The following is a 25,010-nucleotide window of genomic DNA, read 5'->3' on the forward strand; positions in this document are numbered from 1 at the left end:
GTAACCTCATTGCCCGAGGGAGGCGGTCTTCTGACCGCCGCTTGGGAATACGTTGCGTGTGCAAATTTTCGCTTCAACCTTCTGCGCGGCCTGGCCCGCCTCGGGGCCTTGCACTTCCACGGCCAGCAGGTTCTGCGCGGCCCAGTCTTCATCGGTGCGCAGTTCAAAGGCGAAACGCCCGTCTGTATCGGATGTGTCGGGTTTCTCGATCTTGATGTCCTCGTGGCGCCCGTTCATGTACCAGAGGGTGGCTTGCAGGGTTTTCACCGACGGGTCGGCAAAGCGGATATCAACCTGGTGATTGGCGTTACGCAGGTCTTTGTTCGAACTGTTGACCATCAATTCGTTCTTGCCGGGCTTCAACGACGTGCTGGCGCTCATCTGTGCCGGCTTGCCTTCGCAGCCGTTGTCGAGCAGCGACATCATCTGGCGGTAGATGGTCTCCTGGTCCAGGCGGTACAGCGGCGAGAACTCCCAGATGAGGATTTTCGGCGGGCTCTTCTGGAATTCATCGCTGCCCAGGTACTGGATCATCGAACCTTCCAGGCCGCCGCCAGGGAAGGCGACGTTGAGAATGTCGGCACCGATTTCCTGCTCCAGGAAGCCGGCGAAGTTGTAGTTCTTGCCGCTGTGGCTGGTGCCCACCAGGGTGATCTGCGGGTTGCCCGAATCGCCGAACAGGTCGCCGTCGCCCGCTTCGCCCTTGGGCTCGGTGGTGAACTGGTCCATGTACTGGACTGCGTAGCTGGTGCCGCACAGTTGCCCGGCCATGTTGTGCAGGGTGCCGGTCTTGCCCATGCGCCCGGAGCGGGTGGTTTCGAATTCGCGCTTGGGAATGTCGGCAAACTCAGGCATCGCGCGCACTTTGGCGCCGACGATTTTCGCCGTGCGCTGGGCGCCGTATGGCGTCCAGTGTTGGTCGCCGCGGAAGTAGAAATCGTGGGCCGGCAGCTCATCCGGCAGCTGCTCATTGGTCAATGGCGACAGGTCCGGCACCACATAACCCATCTTGGCGAAACGGCCGAGCATGGTCTTGTAGTTGCTCAGGGCCTTGTCGAAGTCGAACTTGGCTTTCTCTTCGGGGTTGAGCTTGTTGCGGTTCACCAGGCCACGGGTCGGCTGGTAGACCACCACCAGTTCCACGCCCTTGGCCTTGAACGCATCGTGCAGTTGCTGCATGCGTTTGTAGCCGGCGGGGCTGGTGTCGAATTCGGTGCGCAGGTCTTCCTGGGTGCGGAACAACCAGTCGCCCTGGGCTTGTACCAGGGTGGTGAAGTTCTGCTGGTAACGGGTGGTGTAGTTCTTCGCGTCATGCGCCGCCGGGCACAGGCTGCAGCACGGTTCGGCAGTGAATTTAGGTGCCTGTACGTCGTCGGCGCGCACGCCCTGGCTGGCCGCGAGCAGGCCGAGGGTCAGACCCGAGAGGCTCAGCAGTTTGATCATGTGTGGGTGCATAAGGGTCATCCTCAGTCCTGCATTTCGGTCTGGCGTTCGACAGGGTCGATCAGCACGGCTTTCTGCTGGCGTACCAGCAGGTCGAGAATCTCTTCCTGGCGATCACCCAGCACACCGTTGAAGCTGATGCCGCTGGATTTGGTCGGCGCCAGCATCGATACGCGGTAGAGCTCCACGCTCAACGGCGAGTCGATGGACAGCGGCCCGCTGCCGTTGCCCGCCAGTTCGCCACCCACCACGATCAGCGAGACTTTGGCGTCAAACGGGTCGAGGGCGATGTCGCGGTCGGTGTCGGTCAGATCCTTGATGTGGCCGTACAGGCCGGTGAGACCGTTGGCCATCGAGGTGTTTTCGTACAGCTTGATGTTCACGCTGTTGCGCACACGGATGCCGTGGCGACGGTTGGCGATCACCTTGTTGCCCCACAGTAGGTTGTCGCCACTCTCATAGAGGGTGATGCCGTCGGTGTGGTTGCGGTAGATCTCGTTGTCGGCGATCAGGTTGTTCACGCTGTTACGGTCGATCACCAGGCCCGAGAGCTTGTTGTCGTAGCTGCGGTTGTTGAAGATGAAGCTGTCGTTCACTTCCCGGGAAATGATGATGCCGTGCTTCTTCTTGGTGCCGTAGACGGTGTTGTCCGCGATGATCAGGCCGTGGGAACGGTCGTGGGGGTCAATGCCGTAGACGATGTTGTCTTTGTAGGTATTGCCCTTGACCACGAAACCGGTGGTCTCGTAGCAGTAGAAGCCGTACCACATGTCCGAGAACTCGGAGTCGATGATCCAGCCGGTCGGCTCCGCACGCTTGAGCACCTTGGCCATGTTCGGCGTGTACTGGGAGATACTCACCCCGTACGACTTACTGTTGGCATAGCCGAAACTGGCCATCTTGGTGTTGGCGACGTAGGTCTCGGTGCCGCCCCAGGCCAGCAGGAACGGGCGGAACTCCTTGGGCGACTTGAACAGCGCCGGGCCGTTGGCCTTTTCGCTCCAGCCGGTGATCCTGGTGTCACGCACAAACAACTGGCCGTCGTTGATCAGGAACGAACCGGCTTCCTGGGACAGGCGCAACTCCTGGGTCTTGCCGTCGATGTCGAGGATGCCCTTGCGCCCGACCACAATCGGCAGCTTGGCGAGGAACACCCCGGGCGACGTTTCGCTGAAGTACTGCTTGGGCACCTTGCCCAGCAGGTCCTTGAGGTTCATGTAGCCATCGTCGACAAAGATCGCCTGGGGAATGCCGTGCTGGCGCACCACCCATTCGGCCATCTTGTTGTCACCGCCGATAAAGTCCTTGAGGGCGTCTTCCTGCATCATGCGGCGCAGGCTGATCTTGCCCGGCTTGCTGCGCACGATCTTGCTTTCCATCGCGGCGGCGGTGTAGCCCGACAGGTCAGGCAGGGCGGGCTTGGCCATTTCCAGCGGCGCGGTCGGCGGGCTGGAAATAGTGTAGGTCTTGGCTTGTTGCAGCCCTTTGGCGATGGTCGGCGCCTTGACCTGCTGCGCGGTATCCGCGAAAGCAGTGGCGTTCGCCATCAGCATCGCGGCAACCAGCAAACGGTGAGGTTTCATAGCGCAGGCTCCCATCAGAATTTCCACACCACATCGACAAATGCGCGGTGCATGTAGGAATCGACTCCGCTGCCATAGGCATCACCCGGCTTGAATACGCCAGCACGGAACCGCACCAGCGCCGACGGCTCGTCGATGGACTGGCTGAGCCCGGCTGGCAACAGGCCTTTCTTGAAGTACTTGGTGACCACCAGGTCCATTTCCTGACCCAGGTCTTTCTTGCCATCGGCCAGCGGCAGCGAGGTGCTGGCGATAATGTCGCCGGCGGCGTCGGTGGTGTTGTCCACGGCTGCAATGCCATTGCTGGTGACCGGCTTGTTGCCGTCCACGCGCCAGAACTTGTGGTACACCAGGCTGGCGTCGTAGTCCTCGCGCAGCTGCCAGGACCCGAACAGGCTCATGGACTGCATGTTGTTCATCTCGCCGCGAAACGCTTCGCCGAAGCGATGCACGCGGGACTGGGTGCCGGTCCAGTTCGAACGGTTGCTTTGCAGGCCGTTCTGCTCGTACTCGGCGCTGGCGCGGGAGTAGGCCGCACCGACTTGCCACTGCGGATCGAGGCGCAGGCGCACGCCGATGTCGGTGGCCCAGCCGCTCAGGTTGTCGCTGCGCTTGGCTTGGTCGGGACTCGAACCGTCGGCTTTCAAGGCGTTGACCTTGTCGCGGTCGCCGCGCATGCCGGTGATGCTGGCCCAGTAGTTGACGGTGTTGGTGTTGCGCCAGTTGTAGGCGTCGCTATTGGCCTCGATGCCGAGCCAGGTCAGGTCGCCGTTTTCACGCTTGTCCAGGGAGTCGGTAGCGACGCCCGGTTCCGGGTAGTCGAGCTTGCCGTTGTCATGGGTGTGATGGCCGCGCAGGCCGATCCACTGGCCGGGGGTCCACTGGTAGGCGGCGTCGGCGTAGAGGTGCTGGCGGTCTTTGTCGACCGGGGCGAGTTCCTTGAGGTCGGTGCGGTATTCGCTGAAGCGTTCGGCGACGCCGACATTGGCCTTGAGCAGGGTGGTGTCGAAGGTCCAGTTCAGGGCTTCGATGTTGGTGTCGCGCCATTGGCCGTCGTCATTGCGCAGGCGCTGGCGACCGAGCTTGAGGATCTCGCCGGGGTAGGGCGTGAAGCCGCTGTAGCCGACCCAGAACTCGCGCAACGCCAGGAAGTTTTTCTTGGTCTTGCGGTCGTCGTTGCTGGTTTGCTGGTTCTCGTCATCGGAGGACTGTTGCAGGGTGTCGGTCTCGATGATGTCGCTGGAAGCCACGGCCTGGCCCATGGCGTAGGCGCTCCAGGCGCCGCTTTCGCCGTAGATCCACGGGCGTACGTCGAGGCCGATGCCGTTGACGTCGCCGCCTTTTTGCGTGCCCAGGTCTCGGTCGTCTTCGGACTGGCCGGTGATTTTCACTTCCAGGCCGAAGTTCTTCGCTTCGGTCAGCGCGGCCAGGGTCGGGCACGACCACAGCAGGGCGAAGGTCAGGCCGATACCGGCCTTGACGAATGGGTTGAGCTTCATAGGGATTCCTCGCCGTCGTCTTCTTCCAGGGCGTGCAGTTGCAACGTGCTCTGGGCCAGGGTGCCGCGGGCGGCCAGTTCCTGTTGCACCAGGCGTTGGCCTTGGGCGCGTTGCTCCGGTGTCAGCGGGGCTTCGAGCTGGGTGGCCAGGTCATTGGCTTGCGGGGTGTCCTGGGCTTTGGCCAATTGGCTGAAGACGTAGGCGTTCAATGGGTCGGGCTTGGTGCCCTTGCCTTGGGAAAACAGTTGGGCGATGGCGAAGTCGGCACTGTTCTGGCCGTTGCGCGCAGCGGTCAGCAGGTGGTCCAGGGCTTTTTGCGAGTAGACCTGGCCGAGGTAGCCACGGCGGTAGATCTGGCCGAGGTAGTAGTCGGCGGCGACTTCCTTGCCCTGGGCTTTCTGGAAGTGTGCTTCGGCCGCCTTGGCATCGGCCGGTACCCACTTGCCGTCGTAGTAGAGCTTGCCCAGCAACAGCTCGGCGCGCGGCTGGTCGGCGGCGCGGCCGTTGTCCAGGTATTTCATCATCTGGTCGACGTCGCCCAGTTCGGGGAAGTCGTAGAGCAATTGCGCCAGGCTGACCCAGGATGCCGGGTAGCCAGGGGCGATTTTTTCCAGCAGGGCCTGGGCGGTTTTTGCGTCCGGGGTGCCAATGCTGGCATCGCCGAGCACACGGGCGACGCTGTCGACGCGCTGGGCGGTGACGCTGCCACGGCTGTAGCCGGCTTCCATTTGCTTGAGCAGTTCAGCCTGTTTTTCCGGCGCGGCTTGTTTCTGGTAGACCGTGGCCAGCTCGACGTAGCAGATGTCGGTGCTATTCAGCGCGGCTTTGCAGATGCGTTCCACGTCGTCCAGATGCTGGTCGTAAGTGCCTTGGGTGCGATACAGCAGCACCTGGGCCAGACCGGCTTCCGGGTAACCGGCGGCCTGCCATTGGCTGATCTGCTGCTGGGCATTCACGTTGGGGAAGCTGTGCGGGTATTGCAGGTACAGCATCGCCAGCGGGATCAGGGTGTTGCCTTCGCCATTGGCAAAGGCTTTTTTCAGCAGGCCTTCGGCTTCTTGGTGTTCGGCTTCGGTGCTGCCGGGCTTGGCCACCAGCAGGCGACCGAGGCGGGCCTGGGCGCGGGGCGAGGTGTCCGCTGCCGCACGGTAGGTGGCTTCGGCCTGTTTGATCTGCGCCGGGTCGCGGGTGCCGACCTGGATGTCGGCCAGGCCGACCTGGGCCTCGCTGTAACCCAGGTCTGCCAGTTGCTGGTAATTCTGCTGCGCGGTGACGGTGTCGCCACGCTTGAGCGCTTCATTGGCCAGGCGTTGGTCGGGCAGGCCGGCGCAACCGGCGAGGCTCACCGCAAGTGTCAAGGTGCACAGAGAACCCATGTGGGAGCGGGCTTGCTCGCGAAGGGGCCTTGTCAGTTGATACATGTGCTGGCTGACACACTGCTTTCGCGAGCAAGCCCGCTCCCACAGGGACCGCGGTGTTTGTATTGGAGTCATCACAGGCATGTCCTCTGCTTACAGACCGTTGGCCATGGCTTTGTCGATCAGCCAGTTCAGCGAAGGGCCGCGGTCGCTGGTCACTTCCACCGGGCGGCCGGCGTAGGTGCTGTCCAGCGGGGCGTCAGGCTTGATCTGCACGCGGATGTCGGAGGACAGGTCGGCGCTGTTCAGGCTGGTGCTGCTGACGATGGTGCCGGTGCGGGTCTGTTCTTCGTCGGCGACCTGGAAGCTCACCGGCGTACCTGGACGCACGTCGGCGAACTGGCGATAGGTGAAGCGTGCTTCCACATTGGCCTGGCTGCCGCGAGGCACCAGTTGGAAGATCACGTCGCCTTTGTTGGCGTACTGGCCGTCAGCGACCATTTGCTGGGCGACCACGCAGTCGCACGGCGAGGTCAGGGTGCCGGTCATTTGCTTGCCGAACAGTTCTTCAACCTTGGCCGGTTGCAGTTGGTCTTCGTCCAGGTGGCCCTTGAGCACATCCAGCATGCTGGTGCTGAACGTCGCCAGTGGCGCGCCCTTGGCGGCGACCGCGTCACCTTTGAGCAGACTTTGCACGGTGCCGTCGCGGGGCATGGTCACGTTCATGCCGGGCACGCTGACCAGGCCGGCCTGGGCGTGGCTGACGAAGTACATGCCGTATACCGACTTGAACACGAAACCAAACGCGGCGAGGCCGACGATGAAGATGCCCGCGCTGAATACCACGGCGCGCAGGCGACCGAACGCGGTCATGCCGCTGCCGCTGTCCTTGACCTTGCGCGCCTTGGTGAAGTTATCGCGTTGCAGGGTCGCCAGCACGTCGCCCATGGTCACGATGTCACCGGACAGGTGCGAGGTGATCAGATGGCGCAGGGTGGAAATATCCTGGGCGTCGAGGTTCTGGAACTGGCAACCGGTGCGGCCGGTCTGGCGGTCGTAGGAGCGGATCTGCAGTTCCACGTCCATGGCCAGGCCGAGGTTATCGATGACGAATTGCAGGCGGCCCTTGTGCACTTCGCCGACGGTCAACGGCTGGGTGGCGGTGAACGCCAGGCCGCCGGCGGACAGGTCGATCACCCGTGCTTCGGTCTGGGTGCGGTCGGTGTTGAAGAAGCGCAGCTTGGCCGGAATTTTTACCCGGGCATGTTGGCGCTGGGCTTCGGATTCGTGGACAACATTGGCATTTACTTGGCTGTTCATCAGGGCAATTTCCTAGAGTTAATTCAGGCTTGGCAGGGTCAGACCATCATCAGCAACACGGCGACGAAAATGCTGCCGGCGGAGAAGGTCATGGTCCGAGACGACCAGGTGTTGAACCAACGTTGAAAGCTGGCCAAATCGCGGGTCAGTTTGGTGTCCTGGCGGGTCCAGGACTGTTGATCAAGGCGGAAGAACACGTAGATCTTCACCAGCGCGCCCATGATCTGGTTGTAATAGAGAATCACCGGGTACGCCGGGCCGATCGTGTGGCCGGAGCACGACAGCAGCAGGGTGAGAATCAGGCGCGTGATGCCGATCCACAGCAGGTACGCAAGGATGAAGGCGCCGCCGTATTTGAAGGTGGCGATGATTGCCACGGTCAGGCCGAGCAGGGAGGTCCACATCGACACGCGCTGGTCGAACAGCACCACGCTGGTGAACAGGCCCAGGCGTCGCACACCCAGGCCGAGGGCGCGGGAGTTCTGGCGCAGGTTGTTGCCGTACCAGCGGAACATCAGCTTGCGGCTGGCCTTGATAAAGCTCTTTTCCGGCGGGTGTTCCACGGTGTTGATCGCGGCGTCCGGCACGTAGAAGGTGTCGTAGCCCAGGCGCATCAGGCTGAACCAGCTGGACTTGTCGTCGCCGGTGAGGAACTTGAAGCGGCCCAGGCGCCAGTGCTGCAGCGAGTCGCTTTCGACGTCGGCGATGAAGCCCGGGTCGGTCACCACGCTGGCGCGGAACACCGACATACGCCCGGTCATGGTCAGCACGCGCTTGGACAGGGCCATGGAGCACATGTTGATGTGGCGCTGGGCGAAGCGCAGCTTGTGCCACTCGCTCATGATGTAGCCGCCGCGCACTTCGCAGAATTCGTTGGTGGTCAGGCCGCCGACGTTGCCGAACAACTGGAACCACGGCACGGTCTTGCGCACGACACCTTCGGCCAGCACGGTGTCGCCATCGATCACGGCGACCACGGCGCGGTCATCCGGCAGGTGGCGGGAGATCGCCCGGAAGCCGAAGGCCAGGCCGTCGCGCTTGCCGGTACCGGCGATGCGCACGAAGTCGAGCTTCACGTGGTCCGGCGGGTTCATGCGTTCCCACAGGCTTTTCACCAGCAGCTCATCGGACATTTCTACCAGCGAGCAGACCACGGTGGTGGGGAAGCCGCATTCGATGGCTTCGCGGATCACCGAGCTGTAGACCTGCGCGGTGGTCAGCGCGTCGATACGGAAACTGGTGACCATCAGGAACACGTGGGACGGGTCGGCGGCCTTGCCCAGCTTGCGCACTTTGCGGCGCAGGTGCGGGTAGACCACGTACAAAAACAGCATGCCGCGAAAGAAATGCGTAGCACCCATCGAGTAGCGCCAGATGCCGACGGCGCCAATCAGGAAAATAAAATTCTTCGACTCCGAGTCGAACGTACTCGCCGGCAACAGCAGGGCGAGTCCCATCAGCAGGCTGAGAAAGAACAGCCAGCCGGCAGATTGCAGTAGGACGTGTTTTAACTTGGACATAAGCATCTTCCGAAGGTGAAGGAGGTTTCAGGCGGCGAGCGCTGGGGATGGAAACGCGCGCCGCCTGAAACTTGCCGTTGCTGTTACCAGCAGATGCCTTCGGTGCGGCCTGTGGTGCAGGTCGCATTTTTCATGAAGCCCACCAGGTCAATCACTTGCTTGCCGTGCGGTGCGTTCTGCGCCAGGGCGCGGAATTTTTCGTCACGGTTGCCGAGGATGATCACGTCGGAGTTGTTGATCACGTCATCGAAGTCCGAGTTGAGCAGAGACGACACGTGGGGGATCTTGCCTTCGATGTAGTCCTTGTTCGCACCGTGCACACGGGCGTACTCGACGTTGCTGTCGTAGATGCTCAGGTCGTAACCCTTGCCGATCAGCATTTCCGCCAGTTCTACCAGCGGGCTTTCACGCAGGTCGTCGGTACCGGCCTTGAAGCTCAGGCCCAGCAGCGCGACTTTGCGCTTGTCGTGGCCGGCAACGATGTCGAAGGCGTTCTGTACCTGGGATTCGTTGCTGCGCATCAGCGAGTTGAGCAGCGGCGCTTCCACGTCCAGGGAGCTGGCGCGGTAGGTGAGGGCACGTACGTCTTTTGGCAGGCACGAACCGCCGAAGGCGAAGCCTGGGCGCATGTAGTACTGGGACAGGTTGAGAGTCTTGTCCTGGCAGACCACTTCCATCACTTCGCGGCCATCGACGCCGACGGCCTTGGCGATGTTGCCGATCTCGTTGGCGAAGGTGACTTTGGTGGCGTGCCACACGTTGCAGGTGTACTTGATCATCTCGGCAACGGCGATGTCCTTGCGGATGATCGGCGCGTCGAGTTCTTCGTACAGCGACTGCAGGACATCGCCGGAGGCTTTGTCGAACTCGCCGATGACAGTCATCGGTGGCAGGTCGTAGTCGGCGATGGCGGTGGATTCACGCAGGAACTCCGGGTTGACCGCGACGCCGAAGTCGACGCCGGCTTTTTTGCCGGAGCAGTCTTCGAGGATCGGGATCACTACGTTCGCCACGGTGCCTGGCAACACGGTGCTGCGCACCACGACGGTGTGGCGGGTGGTCTTGTCGCGCAGGACAAAACCGATTTCGCGGCACACGGCTTCGATGTAGTCCAGTTCCAGGTCGCCGTTTTTCTTGCTTGGCGTACCGACGCAGATCATCGACAGGTCGGTATCGCGGATGGCGTCGGCGAAGTTGGTGGTGCCGCGCAGTCGGCCGGTTTGAATACCCTGGCTCAACAGTTCGCCCAGGCCCGGTTCAACGATGGGCGATTTGCCAGCGTTGATCAGGTCAATCTTGTCCTTGGAGATGTCTACGCCGACCACTTCGTGGCCACGGGCAGACAGGCAACCGGCACAGACTGCGCCGACGTAACCGAGACCAAATATGCTGATGCGCATCGCATTTACCTCTTTAATAATCATGCCAATAATTGGCCGGAGTTCATGTTTGCAAGCGTCACTGATGCCACGGAAGTTGGGCGAATAGACGCCGACTTACCGCGTACGGGCATGTTAATTAGTGAGTGACTAACTATTGCACTCAAGTTGTGCGCAACTTGGCCTTGTTATTGGGGCTTGCCCTCAAATGCAGCCGGCCTTCCTTGGGGGAAGGGTCCGACGCCAGTGCCGCAGGACCTTGATACAGGCCATAAGCCTTTAACTATCAAAGCCTTGGGTGTCATCACTGACACATTTGGGTAAGCGCTGCCTTGGCCTATAGGGGTTAGCAATTAATCCTTATCGCTGCCCTCAACTCATATCAGTTGATGATGTGACCCGTGAGTCAAAGTTGATGGGGCAACTTCGCTACTTCCTTGGATCGCCATGTAAGTCATCTCTTACAGAAACAGAGAATTTCGTTACCGGTGGTATGAGCCGTGGGTTTTGATGAAGTTCCAGCCCGCTCATCCTGTTTCCTGAAATTTCTTGAAATATGAGAAGAGATGGCACTAGTACTATATTGATAGCACTTGCTATTTGGGCCAATAGTTATAGGGAGTTGGTACGCGGGGATAGTTTTGTGCCACTAGTGTTTGAAAAAAGTGGTGCCACTACGAAAAAAAATGACGAATGTCGAGTGAAAGAATTGTTAGGAGTACGTCAAAATGTTTTTTGACGCCAAAAAAATGGCGATTCTAGATTTGAAATGCGATCAAAACTGTGGGAGCGGGCTTGCTCGCGAATGCGGTGGGTCAGATAAGAATTTATCGACTGACACGCCGTATTCGCGAGCAAGCCCGCTCCCACATTTGGATCTCATTGTCTGAAGCACACGGGTTTGGCTTTATTCCGGTGCGTGATCGCGCAGGAACACCAGCTTGTCCGGCTTGGACTGCTCGGCATTGAAGCGATAACCCTGCACATCAAACTCCTTGAGCCTGGCCGGGTCGTTGATGCGCTCTTCAATCACAAAGCGGCTCATCATGCCCCGGGCCTTCTTGGCGTAGAAGCTGATGATCTTGTACTGGCCGTTCTTGAAGTCCTTGAACTCGGTGTTGATGATCCGCGCATTCAGGGCCGTGCGCTTGACCGCCGAGAAGTACTCGTTGGACGCCAGGTTCAGCAGCACGTCGTCACCTTGCTCGGTCAGGGCTTCGTTCAGCCATTCGCTGATGCGCGTGCCCCAGAAGGCGTAGAGATCCTTGCCACGGGCGTTGGCCAGTTTGGTGCCCATCTCCAGGCGGTACGGCATCATCAGGTCCAGGGGGCGCAGCAGGCCGTAGAGGCCCGAGAGCATGCGCAAGTGGTCCTGGGCGTAGCTGAAGTCGGCATCGCTGAAGGTCTCGGCGTTGAGGCCGGTGTACACATCACCCTTGAAGGCCAATAGCGCCTGCTTGGCGTTGGCGGGGGTGAAGGCGGGATTCCAGCTGCCGAAGCGCGCCGCGTTGAGGCCGCCGATCTTGTCGGACACGTGCATCAGTTCGCTGATCTGTGCCGGGCTCATTTCGCGCAGTTGCTCGATCAGCTCCTGGGAGTGATCCAGGTACTGCGGCTGGGTAAAGCGCTGGGTGGCGGGCGCGGTCTCGAAATCGAGGGTCTTGGCGGGTGAAATCACCGTCAGCATGAAGTCGTCTCCTTAAATCGTGCCGCGATTCTAGGGGCTGGGGCGTTTTGACTCCACCTATGATGGCGATAGGCATGATCCGCTATGATGGGCGGTAACTCTGCAAAGGAAGACCCTGCGTGCGAATAGCGCTTTTATTGTCGGCCTGCCTGCTCTGCCTGAACGCCCAGGCCGCGCCGGTGGATGTGGCCAGCCTGGACCGTGGCACCTGGCCCGAAAAGCTCAGCAGCCCGGCGCTGTTCGATGTGGCCTCGCGTGCGGAAATCCTCATGTTTGCCCATGGCCTGTTGGCCAGCGAAGCCCTGGACGAAGCGGCGCTCAAGCAGCGCCTGGGCTTGAAGATCATCAACCTGGCCGCCATCGACGACTTGCGTCGCCAGCTCTGGCAGCGCCTGTTGGAGAACTACCTGGTCGCCCAGAAAAGCTGCGAAGAGGACGCCTCGTTTTGTTACTTGGTAGAGAACATGGACGATCTGCGCGAGCAGGCGGGCAAGCTCGAGGTCAGTGAAAACTCCTTCTATATAGGCTGGGCGAACCCCAGCCACGTTTTCCACGAACGCTACCTGGACGAGCTGCTGCGCAAGGCTGCGCTGTTCCCGCAGATCAGCAGTGAAGTTGCGCGGTTTGGCGATCACGAGCGTAATGGCGATGAATTCAACGACCGCCTGTTCCTGCTGACCTTCGACGGCGGCCCCGCGCCCGTCAGCGGTAATACCGACTGGCTTACCGACTACCTGCGCAAGCAGAAGCTGAACGCCACCTTCTTTGTCCTTGGCAGCAGCCTGCAAACCCGCGTGGAGCGCAGTTCTGCCAGTGATGTGCAGACGTTGTACCAGGGCCAGTGCGTGGGCACCCAGGGTTGGCAGTATCGGTCCCACAGCCACTGGGTCGACTGGCAAAGCTCGATCACCCGCAGCGCGTCGCTGGCGCAGAACCTGATGCCGGAAAACTATGTGCCGCTGTTCCGCCCGCCCTACGGCCAGCGCCGCGCCGACAGTCAGGGGTTTTTCCAGTCCCAGGGTTTGCAGGTGGCGTTGTGGGACATCGATTCCCAGGACGAACCGGGCAAGCTCAAGGCCGAAGAGTCGGCGCAACGGGTGCTGACGCTGATGCTGTTGTGGCGCAAAGGTGTGATCGTGTTTCACGACACTCAGGACAAGGCGCGGGTTGCGTTACCCCTGCTGATGCAGGCGACGGCACAGAGTGGCCTGGGTTGGCAGGACTGCCGCGAGGCGTTTCGCTGAAGAGCCCGGCCCTGTTGGGCGCGGGGCGTTTTTGGGGTGATTTTGTGCGGCAAATCGTTGCAGGTTGACTTCCGACTTTAACGGGGTGCATGGCACTCGGCTAGTGCTATTCGTCATCCTGAAAAATAAACTTCAAAAAAACGTCAAAGTGCTTTTTTCTGTCACAGGTTTTGCGGTATTACGAAGTCAGATCGCCGAAACCTGCAGCACAGGTGGCGTCTTTCAAGACTCCTCATGTGGGCATGCACTTGACGTCCCTCAGGTGCATTCGGTGGTCGAATCGAGGCGCAGCACCGCTTAGGTATTGCGTCGACTGGCTCCCACAAAAGGTGACCGAGTATGGATGATCACGGACGCACCCCTTCTTCCGACCAGCCAATCCTTTATGTGCTTGATACCAACGTATTGATCCACGATCCAAACGCACTGCTCAACTTTGAAGAACACCACGTCGCCATCCCGATGATCGTGCTTGAGGAACTCGACAAACTCAAAAGCGGGCACCACAGCGTTGCGGCCGAATGCCGCCAGGCCATTCGCCTGATCGACAAGACCTTGGGCGAGGCCTCTCCTGAGGACGTTGAAGTCGGCGTGCCGATCCAGCGCGGCAAGAGCGGGCCCAAGGGCTTGCTGTCGATCCTGATGAGCAAGGGCCGCGAACCCAACAGCCTGCTGCCGGAAAACCTCAACGACAACAAGATCATCAACCAATTGATCGACCTGCACGCGCGTGACAAGGACCTGCGCGTGGTGCTGGTGACCAAAGACATCAACATGCGCCTCAAGGCCCGTGCGTGTGGGATCGCGGCCGAGGACTACAGCACCGACCAACTGGTCGACGACGTATCGATGCTGTCCCGTGGTTATCACATGATGACCGGTTCGTTCTGGGACCGCGTCAGCAAGGTTGAAACCCGCCAGGACCATGGCCGCACCTGGCACCAGGTGCAACTGATCGACAACCTGCCGGCCGTGCATATCAATGAATTCATCGTCGACGAACAGGGCTTTGTGGGCTGGATCAAAGAGATCCAGGTCGACAAGCTGCTGATTCTCGACCTGCATCAGGAACCCCTGTTGCACCAGGAAGCCTGGGGCCTGAAACCGCGTGACATCTACCAGAGCCTGGCGCTGTACGCGCTGCTCGACCCGGACATCCACCTGGTCAACCTGACGGGCGCCGCCGGTTCCGGCAAAACCATTCTCGCCCTGGCCGCCGCCATCGAGCAGACCATGGTGACCAAGCGCTATCGCCGCATCATCGCCACCCGCAGCGTGCAGGGCCTGGATCAGGAAATCGGTTTCCTGCCGGGCACCGAAGCGGAAAAAATGGAGCCGTGGCTGGGGGCGATCACCGACAACCTCGAAGCCTTGCACATGGATGACGAAAACACCCATGGCAGCGTCGACTACATCCTCAGCAAAGTGCCGTTGCAGTTCAAATCCCTCAACTACATCCGGGGTCGCAGCTTCCAGCAAAGCCTGATCTTGATCGATGAATGCCAGAACCTCACGCCGCACCAGATGAAAACCATCATCACCCGTGCCGGCGCCGGTTCCAAAGTGGTGTGCCTGGGCAACCTGGCACAGATCGACACTCCTTACCTGTCCGCGACCAGCTCCGGGCTGACCTACCTGACGGAACGCTTCAAGGACTTCCCGAACGGCGTGCATATTGCGCTGCAAGGGGTTCCACGCTCGATTCTGGCTGAATACGCCGAGTCGCATCTCTGAGGAGGAAGCTTTAAGCTGCAAGCCGCAAGCTGCAAGTGGATCGAGTGACTTTTCACTTGCAGCTTGGAGCTTGTAGCTTTTTTTCTGCCTCAAGGAGGCCCCGTGCTGACTCATCTCGATTCCCAAGGTCGCGCCCACATGGTCGACGTTACCGACAAGTCCGTGACGTTCCGTGAAGCGGTGGCCGAAGCCCGGGTGCGCATGCTGCCCGAGACCCTGCAAATGATTGTCGACGGCGCCCATCCCAAGGGCGACGTGTTTGCCGTGGCCCGCATCGCCGGGATCCAGGCGGCGAAAAAAACCAGTGATCTGATCCCGTTGTGCCACCCGCTGATGTTGACGGGCGTCAAGGTCGAACTGAGCGCCGACGGCGCAGACTCGGTGCACATCCTGGCGCGCTGCAAACTCTCCGGCCAGACCGGCGTGGAGATGGAAGCCCTCACCGCCGCCAGCGTCGCGGCCCTGACCATCTACGACATGTGCAAGGCCGTGGACCGTGGCATGACCATCGAAAGCATTCGCCTGCTGGAAAAGCTGGGCGGCAAGAGCGGGCATTTCAAGGCGGACCAGGCATGAGCATCAACGTATTGTTTTTTGCGCGTTACAGCGAAGTGATTGGCTTGGACTCGCTGGAAATGGAAGGCGAGTTCGCCACTGTCGACGCGGTGCGTTTGGCGTTGGCCGCCGATCCAGGTTTTGACGTGCTCAACGAAACCAGCCTGATGTGTGCGCGCAACGAGGAACTGTGTGGCCTCGACGAGCCGTTGAAGGCTGGCGATGAGGTTGCGTTCTTTCCGCCGGTGACCGGAGGCTGAGCATGGCCATTCGAGTGCAGGTCCAGGCGTTCGATCCGGGCGCCGAGGTCAACGCCATGCATGCGGCCAACGTGGGCGTAGGTGCGGTGGTGAGTTTTGTCGGCTACGTGCGCGACTTCAACGACGGTCTGGAGGTGGCGGGGATGTTCCTGGAGCACTACCCCGGCATGACCGAGAAAGCTCTGGCCAAGATCGCCGTGGAGGCCGAGCACCGCTGGCCGTTGCTCAAGTTGGAAGTGTTGCACCGCGTCGGCGCGTTGGAGCCGGGAGAGCCGATTGTGTTCGTGGCGGCCGCGAGCGCGCATCGCCAGGCGGCGTTTGATGCCTGTGCGTTTGTGATGGATTACTTGAAGACGCGGGCGCCGTTCTGGAAGAAGGAAAATACCAGTGAGGGGCCGCGCTGGGTGGAAGGGCGCAGTAGCGATCACGCCGCCGCGGACCGCTGGAAATAGCGGGTCGAACACAAAACCCAATGTGGGAGCGGGCTTGCTCGCGAATGCGGAGTGTCAGTCGATACATGCATGACTGATACACCGCATTCGCGAGCAAGCCCGCTCCCACATTTTTTTACCGCATTTCAGCTTTAAGCAGGGCGTTTGCGTTCTACCGGGCGCAACAAATGCGTCGGCGGCGTCTCGCAACTGATCTTGCGGCCCAGCAGTGCCTCGATCGACGGCAACTGATACGAGTCATCTTCCCCGGCAAAACTGATCGACACACCCGCAGCCCCCGCACGGCCAGTACGACCAATACGGTGCACATAGTCATCCGGCACTTCCGGCAGGGTGAAGTTGATCACGTGGCTGATGCCATCAATGTGAATCCCACGGCCGGCCACGTCGGTGGCCACCAGCACGCGGATCTTGCCTTCGCGGAAACCTTCCAGGGTCTTGATGCGCTTGTGCTGCGGCACGTCACCGGACAGTTGCGCGGCGTTGACACCATCCCGCACCAGGCGCTCTTCGATGCGGCGCACTTCGTCCTTGCGGTTGGCGAACACCATCACGCGCTCCCACCCGTTGTCGTTGACCAGGTTGTAGAGCAGCTTGTACTTGTCGGCACCGGCCACGGCGTAGATGTGTTGCTCGACGTTTTCGCTGGCGACGTTTTCCGCTTCGATCTCGACGATGGACGGCTCGGTGGTCCACTGCTTGGCGAGGTTCATCACGTCTTCGGTGAAGGTCGCGGAGAACAGCAGGGTCTGGCGCTCGGATTTCGGCGGGGTCTGGCGAATGATCTGGCGTACTTGCGGGATAAAGCCCATGTCGAGCATGCGGTCGGCTTCGTCCAGCACCATCACTTCGACCATGTCCAGGTGCACGTCGCCGCGCTGGTTGAAGTCCAGCAGGCGGCCGGGGGTGGCGACCAGGATGTCGCAGTGACGGGCTTCGAGGTGCTTGAGCTGCTTGTCGAAGTCCATGCCACCGACGAACGTCATGACGTTGAGACCGGTGTACTTGGTCAGGTCGGCGGCGTCCTTGGCGATCTGCACCACCAGCTCGCGGGTCGGGGCGATGATCAGCGCGCGCGGTTCACCCATGTAGCGCTCTTTCGGCGGCGGCGTCTGCAGCAGCTGGGTGATGATCGAGATCAGGAACGCGGCGGTCTTGCCGGTGCCGGTCTGGGCGCGGCCGATGGCGTCTTTGCCCGCCAGGGTGAAGCCCAGCACCTGTGCCTGGATCGGCGTGCAGTACGGGAAACCCAGGTCCTGGATGGCGTGCATCAGTTCCGGGGCGAGTTTGAAGTCGTGGAAGCGGGTCTTGCCTTCCTGGGGTTCGACGACGAAGTCTTCGAGTTTCCAGGGAATGACCGGCGGCTTGGGCGCGCGTTCGCGGCGAGGCTTGGGGGCCGGTGCCGCTTCTTTAGCCGGTTCAGGCGTGGTCACCGTAGGCGTCGTCGGCTGGGCGACAGGCGCAGGCCGCTCTGGCTGTTTACCGTCATTGCGGCTGCCGGCAGTCGGGACAGGAGCACTGGGAACAGGCGCGAGCGGCTCGGCCTCGCTTTTGCCGAACATCTTCTTGAGTGCTTCGAGCACGGTGATCTCATTAATTGGTTAAGGAATGTACGCCGGCCAGTGTAATGCAAGAAACGGGCGCGGCGTAGTGCGTCTGTCATACGGCTACATAAACGCCGGGTTTCAACCCAGGCGGGCGGTCAGCCAGGTGCCGATGTCACGGATCTCTTCGGGTAACACTTCGTGGCCCATTGGGTATTCCTGCCATGTCACGGTGACACCACGGGTCTTCAAATGCTCGTAGGCGCTACGCCCCATGGCGTTCTGTACCACGTCGTCGTACTGGCCGTGCAGGCACAGGGCTGGAATACGTTGCTGGCTGGCGGACAATTCCAGCTCGTCGCTGAAGGTCGGCGCGTACGTGGAGAGGGCGATCACACCACCCAGGGCTCCCTGCCATTTGGTAAACGCGGTGTGGAAAACCACTGCGCCGCCCTGGGAAAAACCGGCGAGGAAAATCCGCGAGGCGTCTATTCCGCTGCTTTTTTGCTCCTTGATCAAATCGGTGACCATCCGGGCCGACTCTTCCAGTTCTTCCAGGCTGATCGAACGGGCCGGGCTCATGGCCTTGATGTCGTACCAACTGGGCATCTCGTAGCCACCGTTGATGGTGACAGGGCGGGTCGGCGCCTGGGGCAAAACGAAACGGGTGGTCGGCAGGTTTTCTTGCAGTGCTTCGGCCACCGGCAGGAAGTCGTAGCGATCGGCACCCAGGCCATGCAACCAGATTACGCAGGCGTCTGCGGGCTTGGCGGGCTGAAGAATCAAGGGGTCGGTCATGTCTGCTCCATATATGTGCGCGCGCTCCGATTGGGTGCGACGGAACGGTGCGCGACAGGTTGATCTGTTAAGAGAATGTCGCAAGGTTGAATCTTTTTCTATTGACCGTGGGCTGAAACGACTCAGCGAGCAGTCTGGTACGGCGCTTGCTATGGAGAAACCGATGTCAGGTCTCTCCCCTGGCGGTAACACTATCAGTGACAACCGCCTCTGGGATAGCAACTGGACTTACAGCGACAGCCTCATGCCGTTTGACCCCAAAAAAAGCCAACACGGGTCGATGTCGCCTCAAAAGGGTGCGGTGGGGTTCGAGCTCCGACACAACAAGAGCAACTGGAGGTTTGAATGAAGGTATTGAAATCCACCCTGGCCATCGTGACTGCGGCGGCCGTATTGGGTGTCAGTGGTTTCGCCCAAGCCGGCGCCACCCTGGATGCCGTGCAGAAGAAAGGCTTTGTGCAATGTGGCGTGAGTGACGGCCTGCCGGGTTTCTCGGTGCCGGATGCCAGCGGCAAGATCCTCGGGATCGACGCTGACGTGTGCCGTGCTGTTGCCGCTGCCGTGTTCGGCGATGCGACCAAGGTCAAATTCAGCCAGTTGAACGCCAAGGAGCGTTTCACCGCGCTTCAGTCCGGCGAAGTCGACATCCTGTCCCGCAACACCACCATGACCAGCTCCCGTGACGCCGGTATGGGCCTGAAATTCCCGGGCTTCATCACCTACTACGATGGCATCGGCTTCCTGGTAAACAACAAGCTGGGCGTGAAGAGCGCCAAGGAACTGGACGGTGCAACCATCTGCATCCAGGCCGGTACCACCACCGAGCTGAACGTTTCCGACTACTTCCGTGGCAACGGCCTGAAATACACCCCGATCACCTTCGACACCTCCGATGAAAGCGCCAAGTCGCTGGAATCCGGGCGTTGCGACGTGCTGACCTCGGACAAGTCCCAACTGTTCGCCCAGCGCAGCAAGCTGGCCTCGCCGAAGGACTACGTGGTTCTGCCGGAAACCATTTCCAAAGAACCGCTGGGCCCGGTCGTGCGTAACGGCGACGACGAGTGGCTGGCCATCGTGCGCTGGGTTGGCTACGCCATGCTCAACGCTGAAGAAGCCGGTATCACTTCGAAAAACGTTGAAGCTGAAGCCAAGTCCACCAAGAACCCGGACGTCGCGCGTCTGCTCGGTGCTGACGGCGAATACGGCAAAGACCTGAAAGTGAAGAAAGACTGGGTTGTACAGATCGTCAAGCAGGTCGGTAACTACGGTGAAGTGTTCGAGCGCAACCTGGGCAAGAGCACCCCGCTGGAAATCGACCGTGGCCTGAACGCGCTGTGGAACAACGGCGGCATTCAATACGCACCACCTGTGCGCTGATCGCTGATGGTTCTGTCACCCGGTGGGCCAACCGCCGGGTGATGTTCTGTTCCATTATTTCCGGGGCACTTCATGCAAAATCAAATCGGCGCACCAAAGCAGAAGCTCAGCTTCAGCGATCCCAAAGTGCGTGCGTGGCTCTTCCAGATCATCACGATTGTGGCGGTGGTCTCGCTGGGCTGGTACCTCTTCAACAATACCCAGACCAACCTTCAGCACCGGGGCATTACCTCGGGTTTCGACTTTCTTGAACGCAGTGCCGGCTTCGGCATCGCGCAGCACTTGATCGATTACACCGAATCGGACAGCTATGCCCGGGTCTTTGTGATCGGCCTGCTCAACACCCTGCTGGTCACCGTGATCGGCGTGATCCTGGCGACCCTGCTCGGTTTCATCATCGGCGTGGCGCGTCTGTCGCCGAACTGGATGATCAACAAGCTGGCGACCGTGTATGTGGAAGTGTTCCGCAACATCCCGCCACTGCTGCAAATCCTGTTCTGGTACTTCGCGGTGTTCCTGACCATGCCGGGGCCGCGCAACAGTCATAACTTCGGCGATACCTTCTTTGTCAGCAGCCGTGGCCTGAATATGCCGGCAGCGATTGCCGCCGACGGTTTCTGGCCGTTTGTGGTGAGCATCGTGGTTGCCATCGTGGCCATCGTGCTGATGACGCGTTGGGCCAACAAGCGCTTTGAAGCGACCGGCGAACCGTTCCACAAATTCTGGGCGGGCCTGGCGCTGTTCATCGTGATCCCGGCGTTGTGCGCGTTGATCTTCGGTGCGCCGCTGCACTGGGAAATGCCGAAGTTGCAGGGCTTCAACTTTGTCGGCGGCTGGGTCCTGATTCCCGAACTGCTGGCGTTGACCCTGGCGCTGACTGTCTACACCGCGGCGTTTATCGCCGAGATCGTGCGTTCGGGCATCAAGTCCGTCAGCCACGGCCAGACCGAAGCCGCGCGCTCCCTGGGCCTGCGCCCCGGGCCGACGCTGCGCAAAGTCATCATCCCGCAGGCCCTGCGGGTGATCATTCCGCCGCTGACCAGCCAATACCTGAACCTGGCGAAGAACTCGTCGCTGGCCGCCGGTATCGGTTACCCGGAAATGGTCTCGCTGTTTGCCGGCACGGTGCTCAACCAGACCGGCCAGGCCATCGAAGTCATTGCCATCACCATGAGCGTGTACCTGGCGATCAGCATCAGCATTTCCCTGCTGATGAACTGGTACAACAAGCGCATTGCGCTGATCGAGCGGTGAGGAAACCTGCATGAGTACGCATACTTTCAAACCTGATATGCCGCCGCCGAGCAAAGTCTTCGGCCCGGTGGCATGGATGCGCGCCAATCTGTTTTCCAGTTGGCTCAACACCCTGCTGACGTTGCTGGCGTTCTACCTGGTCTACCTGGTGGTGCCGCCGATCCTGCACTGGGCAATCCTCGACGCCAACTGGGTTGGCACCACCCGTGCCGATTGCACCAAGGAAGGCGCGTGCTGGGTGTTCATCCAGCAGCGCTTCGGGCAGTTCATGTACGGCTACTACCCCGGCGACCTGCGCTGGCGCGTGGACCTGACCGTGTGGCTGGCCATCGTCGGCGTGGCGCCGTTGTTCATCTCGCGCTTTGCGCGCAAGGCGGTCTATGGCCTGGGCTTCCTGGTGCTGTACCCGATCATTGCCTACTTCCTGTTGCACGGTGGCATCTTCGGCCTGACCAACGTGGCGACCAGCCAATGGGGCGGCCTGATGCTGACCCTGGTGATCGCCACCGTCGGTATCGCCGGCGCGTTGCCGCTGGGGATTGTGCTGGCGCTGGGGCGGCGTTCGAACATGCCGGCGATTCGTGTGGTCTGCGTGACCTTCATCGAATTCTGGCGCGGCGTGCCGTTGATCACTGTGCTGTTCATGTCTTCGGTGATGCTGCCGTTGTTCCTGCCTGAAGGCATGGGCATCGACAAACTGCTGCGGGCGTTGATCGGCGTGATCCTGTTCCAGTCGGCCTACGTGGCCGAAGTGGTGCGCGGTGGCTTGCAGGCGATTCCCAAGGGCCAATACGAAGCGGCCGCGGCGATGGGCCTGGGGTACTGGCGCAGCATGGGCCTGGTGATTCTGCCGCAAGCCCTGAAGCTGGTGATTCCCGGCATCGTCAATACGTTTATCGCGCTGTTCAAGGACACTAGCCTGGTGATCATCATCGGCCTGTTCGACCTGCTCAACAGCGTCAAGCAAGCCGCCGCCGACCCGAAATGGTTGGGCATGGCGACCGAAGGCTACGTGTTCGCAGCCCTGGTGTTCTGGATTTTCTGTTTTGGTATGTCGCGCTATTCCATTCATTTGGAACACAAGCTCGACACAGGCCACAAGCGTTAGGAGTTGATGTTATGAGCGAAGCGATCAAACAGCCTGTGAGCCCTGAAGGCATTATTCAGATGCAGGGCGTCAACAAGTGGTACGGCCAGTTCCACGTGTTGAAAGACATCAACCTCAACGTCAAGCAGGGCGAGCGTATCGTGCTGTGCGGCCCGTCGGGTTCGGGCAAGTCCACCACCATCCGCTGCCTCAACCGTCTGGAAGAACACCAGCAAGGCCGCATCGTGGTCGATGGCGTGGAACTGACCAACGACCTCAAGCAGATCGAAGCGATCCGCCGTGAAGTCGGCATGGTGTTCCAGCACTTCAACCTGTTCCCGCACCTGACCATCCTGCAGAACTGCACGCTGGCGCCGATGTGGGTGCGCAAGATGCCCAAGCGCAAGGCCGAAGAAATTGCCATGCACTACCTGGAGCGCGTGCGCATCCCGGAGCAGGCCCACAAGTTCCCGGGCCAGCTGTCTGGCGGCCAGCAACAGCGCGTGGCGATCGCCCGTGCGTTGTGCATGAAACCGAAAATCATGCTGTTCGATGAGCCGACTTCGGCACTCGACCCGGAAATGGTGAAAGAGGTGCTGGACACCATGATCGGCCTGGCCGAAGACGGCATGACCATGTTGTGCGTAACCCACGAAATGGGCTTTGCACGCACCGTGGCCAACCGCGTGATCTTCATGGACAAGGGCGAGATCGTCGAACAGGCGGCGCCGAATGACTTCTTCGACAACCCGCAGAACGACCGGACCAAGCTGTTCTTGAGCCAGATCCTGCATTGATCGATGCTTGAACAAATAAACCCGGCCCGGCGCCGGGTTTATTTTTGCCTGCGGGTTGTCAGGAGGCTTGAGCCGCCAGCAGCGCAAGCCTCTTCATATCGTTCATAAGAACGCTAGTGCGTTGCTCTTGTAGGTGCGTCCGAATAGGCTGTGGGACTTTTCAATAGGTGATCAGGGCAAGCGCCCATCCCTCTGCCGGCAGTTGCTCAATGAACCCTGAACCCAAGCTTGAAGAACTGTTGATCGACGCCGAAGCCGACGACGAAGTGGTGCAACACAGCGTGCCGGTAGTGAGCCGCCCATGGCTGTTGCTGCTGGGCCTGGTGTTGGTGGCGCTGAACCTGCGCCCGGCGCTGTCGAGCATGGCGCCGCTGCTCAGCGAGGTTTCGGCCAGCCTCGGCTTGTCGGCGGCCAGGGCCGGTCTGCTGACCACCTTGCCGGTGTTGTGCCTGGGCTTGTTTGCGCCGATGGCACCGATCCTGGCCCGTCGCTTTGGCGCCGAGCGCGTGGTGTTGGGGATTTTGCTGACACTGGCCGCCGGCATCCTGCTGCGCAGTTCATTCGGCGAAGTCGGGCTGTTCGCCGGTAGCCTGATGGCCGGTGCCAGCATCGGCATTATCGGCGTGTTGCTGCCCGGTATCGTCAAGCGTGATTTCGCCAGACAGGCCGGGGCCATGACCGGCGTCTACACCATGGCGCTGTGCCTGGGTGCCGCGCTGGCGGCCGGCGCCGCGGTGCCGCTCAGCCAGCACTTTGGCGACAGCTGGAACATCGGTTTGGGTTTCTGGCTGCTGCCGGCGCTGGTGGCAGCGCTGGTCTGGTTGCCGCAGGTCGGGCACAAGCCTGGCGCCCATCAGGTGGCGTACCGCGTGAAAGGGTTGCTGCGCGACCCGCTGGCCTGGCAAGTGACCTTGTACATGGGCCTGCAATCGTCCCTGGCCTACATCGTGTTTGGCTGGTTGCCGTCGATTCTGATCGGCCGTGGCCTGAGTGCCACCGAGGCCGGGTTGGCGCTATCGGGTTCGATCATCGTGCAATTGATCAGCTCCCTCGCCGCGCCGTGGCTGGCCACGCGTGGCAAGGACCAGCGCCTGGCAATCGTGGTGGTGATGGTCCTGACCCTTGGCGGCCTGTTCGGCTGTCTGTATGCGCCGCTTGACGGCCTGTGGGGCTGGGCGATCCTGTTGGGCCTGGGCCAGGGCGGCACGTTCAGCCTGGCGCTGACCCTGATCGTGCTGCGCTCACGGGACTCCCATGTGGCGGCCAACCTGTCGAGCATGGCCCAGGGGTTCGGTTACACCCTGGCGTCCATGGGGCCGCTGGCGGTGGGCGTGTTGCATGACTGGACCGGCGGCTGGGGCGCCACGGGTTGGGTATTTGCCGTGATCGGCGTGGGCGCGATCGTCACCGGGTGCGGTGCCGGCCGCGCGCTGTACGTCGGGGTAACCAGCGAGAAGGTCTGATTACAGGTAAACCACCTCCAGCGTCGCGGAGCCGTCCATGGGCGTCTCCACACTCAGTTCAAGGTTCTGCTTGGCGTTGATCACTGCCTCCAGGGTCAGGGTGCTTGTCAGGTTCTGGATCGCCGAGGGCCCTGCGGTGCTGCCCGCCACATCGGTAAAGCCCAGCAAGCTGCGCGAACCGACGTCGATGGGATTGAGGTTGGACGTGCGCCACGCCAGGCCGCCGGTGGTGGACTCAGTGCCATAGGCCACGGGCAACGCGTCGGCCACGGTCTGCCTGGGGTCGAACTTCACCGAATACACGCCAATTTTGTTGCCTGCGCTGTCCAGCCCCAGGCCGTAGTAGATCTCGCTGTTGACGTGGGCGCTGCCGTCGCGGTTATCGCGCATGCGCAGGGCGTAGCGGCCTGGGGCATTGCAACTGACGGTCAAGGTCAGTGACTTGAGCGGCAGCCGCGTCCCCGTGGCCTGATTGAGGTCTTGTTGGGAGATCTTGCCGAAGTCGATCAGCCCGCCACCGGACAATACGGGGGTACACGCCATGGGCGTGATCAGGCCACCGACGGTCAGTTCGACGGTGGACGCGGCCTGGGCTGCTCCGATGCTGGCCAACCATGCACAGGTCGCCAGAGGGATCAGTAACGTTTTCATGATCG

21 protein-coding genes are annotated in these 25,010 nt (G+C 60.9%); 10 read left to right on the plus strand and 11 right to left on the minus strand.

Annotated elements, in window-relative coordinates:
- Positions 1 to 6 precede the first annotated feature (6 nt).
- The 8 genes from AC3ISR_RS04975 to yaaA form a co-directional block, all read right to left on the minus strand.
- The gene (locus AC3ISR_RS04975) at positions 7 to 1,455 is read right to left on the minus strand and encodes an alginate O-acetyltransferase (protein WP_192297559.1); all 1,449 of its coding nucleotides are present in this window, start codon (positions 1,453 to 1,455) and stop codon (positions 7 to 9) included.
- A gap of 11 nt (positions 1,456 to 1,466) precedes the next feature.
- On the minus strand, positions 1,467 to 3,041 hold the full coding sequence (gene algG, locus AC3ISR_RS04980) for a mannuronan 5-epimerase AlgG (RefSeq protein ID WP_192297558.1): 1,575 nt from the start codon (positions 3,039 to 3,041) through the stop codon (positions 1,467 to 1,469).
- Entirely contained in the window at positions 3,041 to 4,525 is a 1,485-nt protein-coding gene (locus tag AC3ISR_RS04985; RefSeq protein ID WP_226457454.1) for an alginate export family protein, read from the minus strand. Before AC3ISR_RS04985 ends, algG begins: the two co-directional genes overlap by 1 nt.
- On the minus strand, positions 4,522 to 5,901 hold the full coding sequence (gene algK, locus AC3ISR_RS04990) for an alginate biosynthesis TPR repeat lipoprotein AlgK (RefSeq protein ID WP_463983259.1): 1,380 nt from the start codon (positions 5,899 to 5,901) through the stop codon (positions 4,522 to 4,524). Before algK ends, AC3ISR_RS04985 begins: the two co-directional genes overlap by 4 nt.
- A gap of 135 nt (positions 5,902 to 6,036) precedes the next feature.
- Complete coding sequence (locus tag AC3ISR_RS04995; RefSeq protein ID WP_192297552.1) at positions 6,037 to 7,203, minus strand: alginate biosynthesis protein Alg44; 1,167 nt, start codon at positions 7,201 to 7,203, stop codon at positions 6,037 to 6,039.
- A 38-nt stretch (positions 7,204 to 7,241) separates the two neighbouring features.
- Positions 7,242 to 8,723, minus strand: a complete 1,482-nt coding sequence (alg8, locus tag AC3ISR_RS05000; protein WP_162232016.1) for a mannuronan synthase — start codon at positions 8,721 to 8,723, stop codon at positions 7,242 to 7,244.
- An 83-nt stretch (positions 8,724 to 8,806) separates the two neighbouring features.
- Positions 8,807 to 10,123, minus strand: a complete 1,317-nt coding sequence (locus AC3ISR_RS05005; protein WP_192297551.1) for a nucleotide sugar dehydrogenase — start codon at positions 10,121 to 10,123, stop codon at positions 8,807 to 8,809.
- A gap of 886 nt (positions 10,124 to 11,009) precedes the next feature.
- Entirely contained in the window at positions 11,010 to 11,789 is a 780-nt protein-coding gene (gene yaaA, locus AC3ISR_RS05010) for a peroxide stress protein YaaA (protein ID WP_192297549.1), read from the minus strand.
- Positions 11,790 to 11,908: 119 nt separating this feature from the next.
- On the opposite strand from yaaA, the gene AC3ISR_RS05015 reads away from it, so the two are divergent.
- The 5 genes from AC3ISR_RS05015 (at position 11,909) to moaE (ending at position 16,034) form a co-directional block, all read left to right on the plus strand.
- Positions 11,909 to 13,033, plus strand: coding sequence for a polysaccharide deacetylase family protein (locus tag AC3ISR_RS05015; RefSeq protein ID WP_192297547.1), 1,125 nt, complete (start codon positions 11,909 to 11,911; stop codon positions 13,031 to 13,033).
- Positions 13,034 to 13,372: 339 nt separating this feature from the next.
- Positions 13,373 to 14,767: a PhoH family protein gene (locus tag AC3ISR_RS05020; RefSeq protein ID WP_192297545.1), complete on the plus strand. Its 1,395-nt coding sequence runs from the start codon at positions 13,373 to 13,375 to the stop codon at positions 14,765 to 14,767.
- A 102-nt stretch (positions 14,768 to 14,869) separates the two neighbouring features.
- The gene (gene moaC / locus AC3ISR_RS05025) at positions 14,870 to 15,343 is read left to right on the plus strand and encodes a cyclic pyranopterin monophosphate synthase MoaC (RefSeq protein ID WP_017736740.1); all 474 of its coding nucleotides are present in this window, start codon (positions 14,870 to 14,872) and stop codon (positions 15,341 to 15,343) included.
- Positions 15,340 to 15,582, plus strand: coding sequence for a MoaD/ThiS family protein (locus AC3ISR_RS05030; RefSeq protein ID WP_192297542.1), 243 nt, complete (start codon positions 15,340 to 15,342; stop codon positions 15,580 to 15,582). The genes moaC and AC3ISR_RS05030 overlap by 4 nt, the downstream gene beginning before the upstream one ends.
- 2 nt (positions 15,583 to 15,584) lie before the next feature.
- Complete coding sequence (moaE, locus tag AC3ISR_RS05035) at positions 15,585 to 16,034, plus strand: molybdopterin synthase catalytic subunit MoaE (RefSeq protein WP_463983260.1); 450 nt, start codon at positions 15,585 to 15,587, stop codon at positions 16,032 to 16,034.
- Between the two features lie 131 nt (positions 16,035 to 16,165).
- On the opposite strand, the gene rhlB is transcribed toward moaE, so the two are convergent.
- Positions 16,166 to 17,617, minus strand: a complete 1,452-nt coding sequence (gene rhlB, locus AC3ISR_RS05040; RefSeq protein WP_463983261.1) for an ATP-dependent RNA helicase RhlB — start codon at positions 17,615 to 17,617, stop codon at positions 16,166 to 16,168.
- Between the two features lie 102 nt (positions 17,618 to 17,719).
- A complete protein-coding gene (locus AC3ISR_RS05045) occupies positions 17,720 to 18,376 on the minus strand; it encodes an alpha/beta hydrolase (protein WP_226457449.1) in 657 nt (218 codons plus the stop codon).
- Positions 18,377 to 18,721: 345 nt separating this feature from the next.
- Between AC3ISR_RS05045 and AC3ISR_RS05050 the strand changes: the two genes are divergently transcribed.
- The 5 genes from AC3ISR_RS05050 (at position 18,722) to AC3ISR_RS05070 (ending at position 24,354) form a co-directional block, all read left to right on the plus strand.
- Positions 18,722 to 19,753, plus strand: coding sequence for an amino acid ABC transporter substrate-binding protein (locus AC3ISR_RS05050; RefSeq protein ID WP_004371891.1), 1,032 nt, complete (start codon positions 18,722 to 18,724; stop codon positions 19,751 to 19,753).
- 72 nt (positions 19,754 to 19,825) lie between these two features.
- Positions 19,826 to 21,007, plus strand: a complete 1,182-nt coding sequence (locus AC3ISR_RS05055) for an amino acid ABC transporter permease (protein WP_192297534.1) — start codon at positions 19,826 to 19,828, stop codon at positions 21,005 to 21,007.
- A gap of 10 nt (positions 21,008 to 21,017) precedes the next feature.
- Complete coding sequence (locus AC3ISR_RS05060) at positions 21,018 to 22,115, plus strand: amino acid ABC transporter permease (protein WP_192297532.1); 1,098 nt, start codon at positions 21,018 to 21,020, stop codon at positions 22,113 to 22,115.
- An 11-nt stretch (positions 22,116 to 22,126) separates the two neighbouring features.
- The gene (locus AC3ISR_RS05065) at positions 22,127 to 22,891 is read left to right on the plus strand and encodes an amino acid ABC transporter ATP-binding protein (RefSeq protein WP_003171943.1); all 765 of its coding nucleotides are present in this window, start codon (positions 22,127 to 22,129) and stop codon (positions 22,889 to 22,891) included.
- Positions 22,892 to 23,100: 209 nt separating this feature from the next.
- Positions 23,101 to 24,354, plus strand: a complete 1,254-nt coding sequence (locus AC3ISR_RS05070) for a CynX/NimT family MFS transporter (RefSeq protein ID WP_463983262.1) — start codon at positions 23,101 to 23,103, stop codon at positions 24,352 to 24,354.
- On the opposite strand, the gene AC3ISR_RS05075 is transcribed toward AC3ISR_RS05070, so the two are convergent.
- On the minus strand, positions 24,355 to 25,005 hold the full coding sequence (locus AC3ISR_RS05075) for a DUF1120 domain-containing protein (protein WP_192297528.1): 651 nt from the start codon (positions 25,003 to 25,005) through the stop codon (positions 24,355 to 24,357).
- Positions 25,006 to 25,010 lie beyond the last annotated feature (5 nt).

This window comes from Pseudomonas sp. GL_117, from assembly GCF_057835125.1.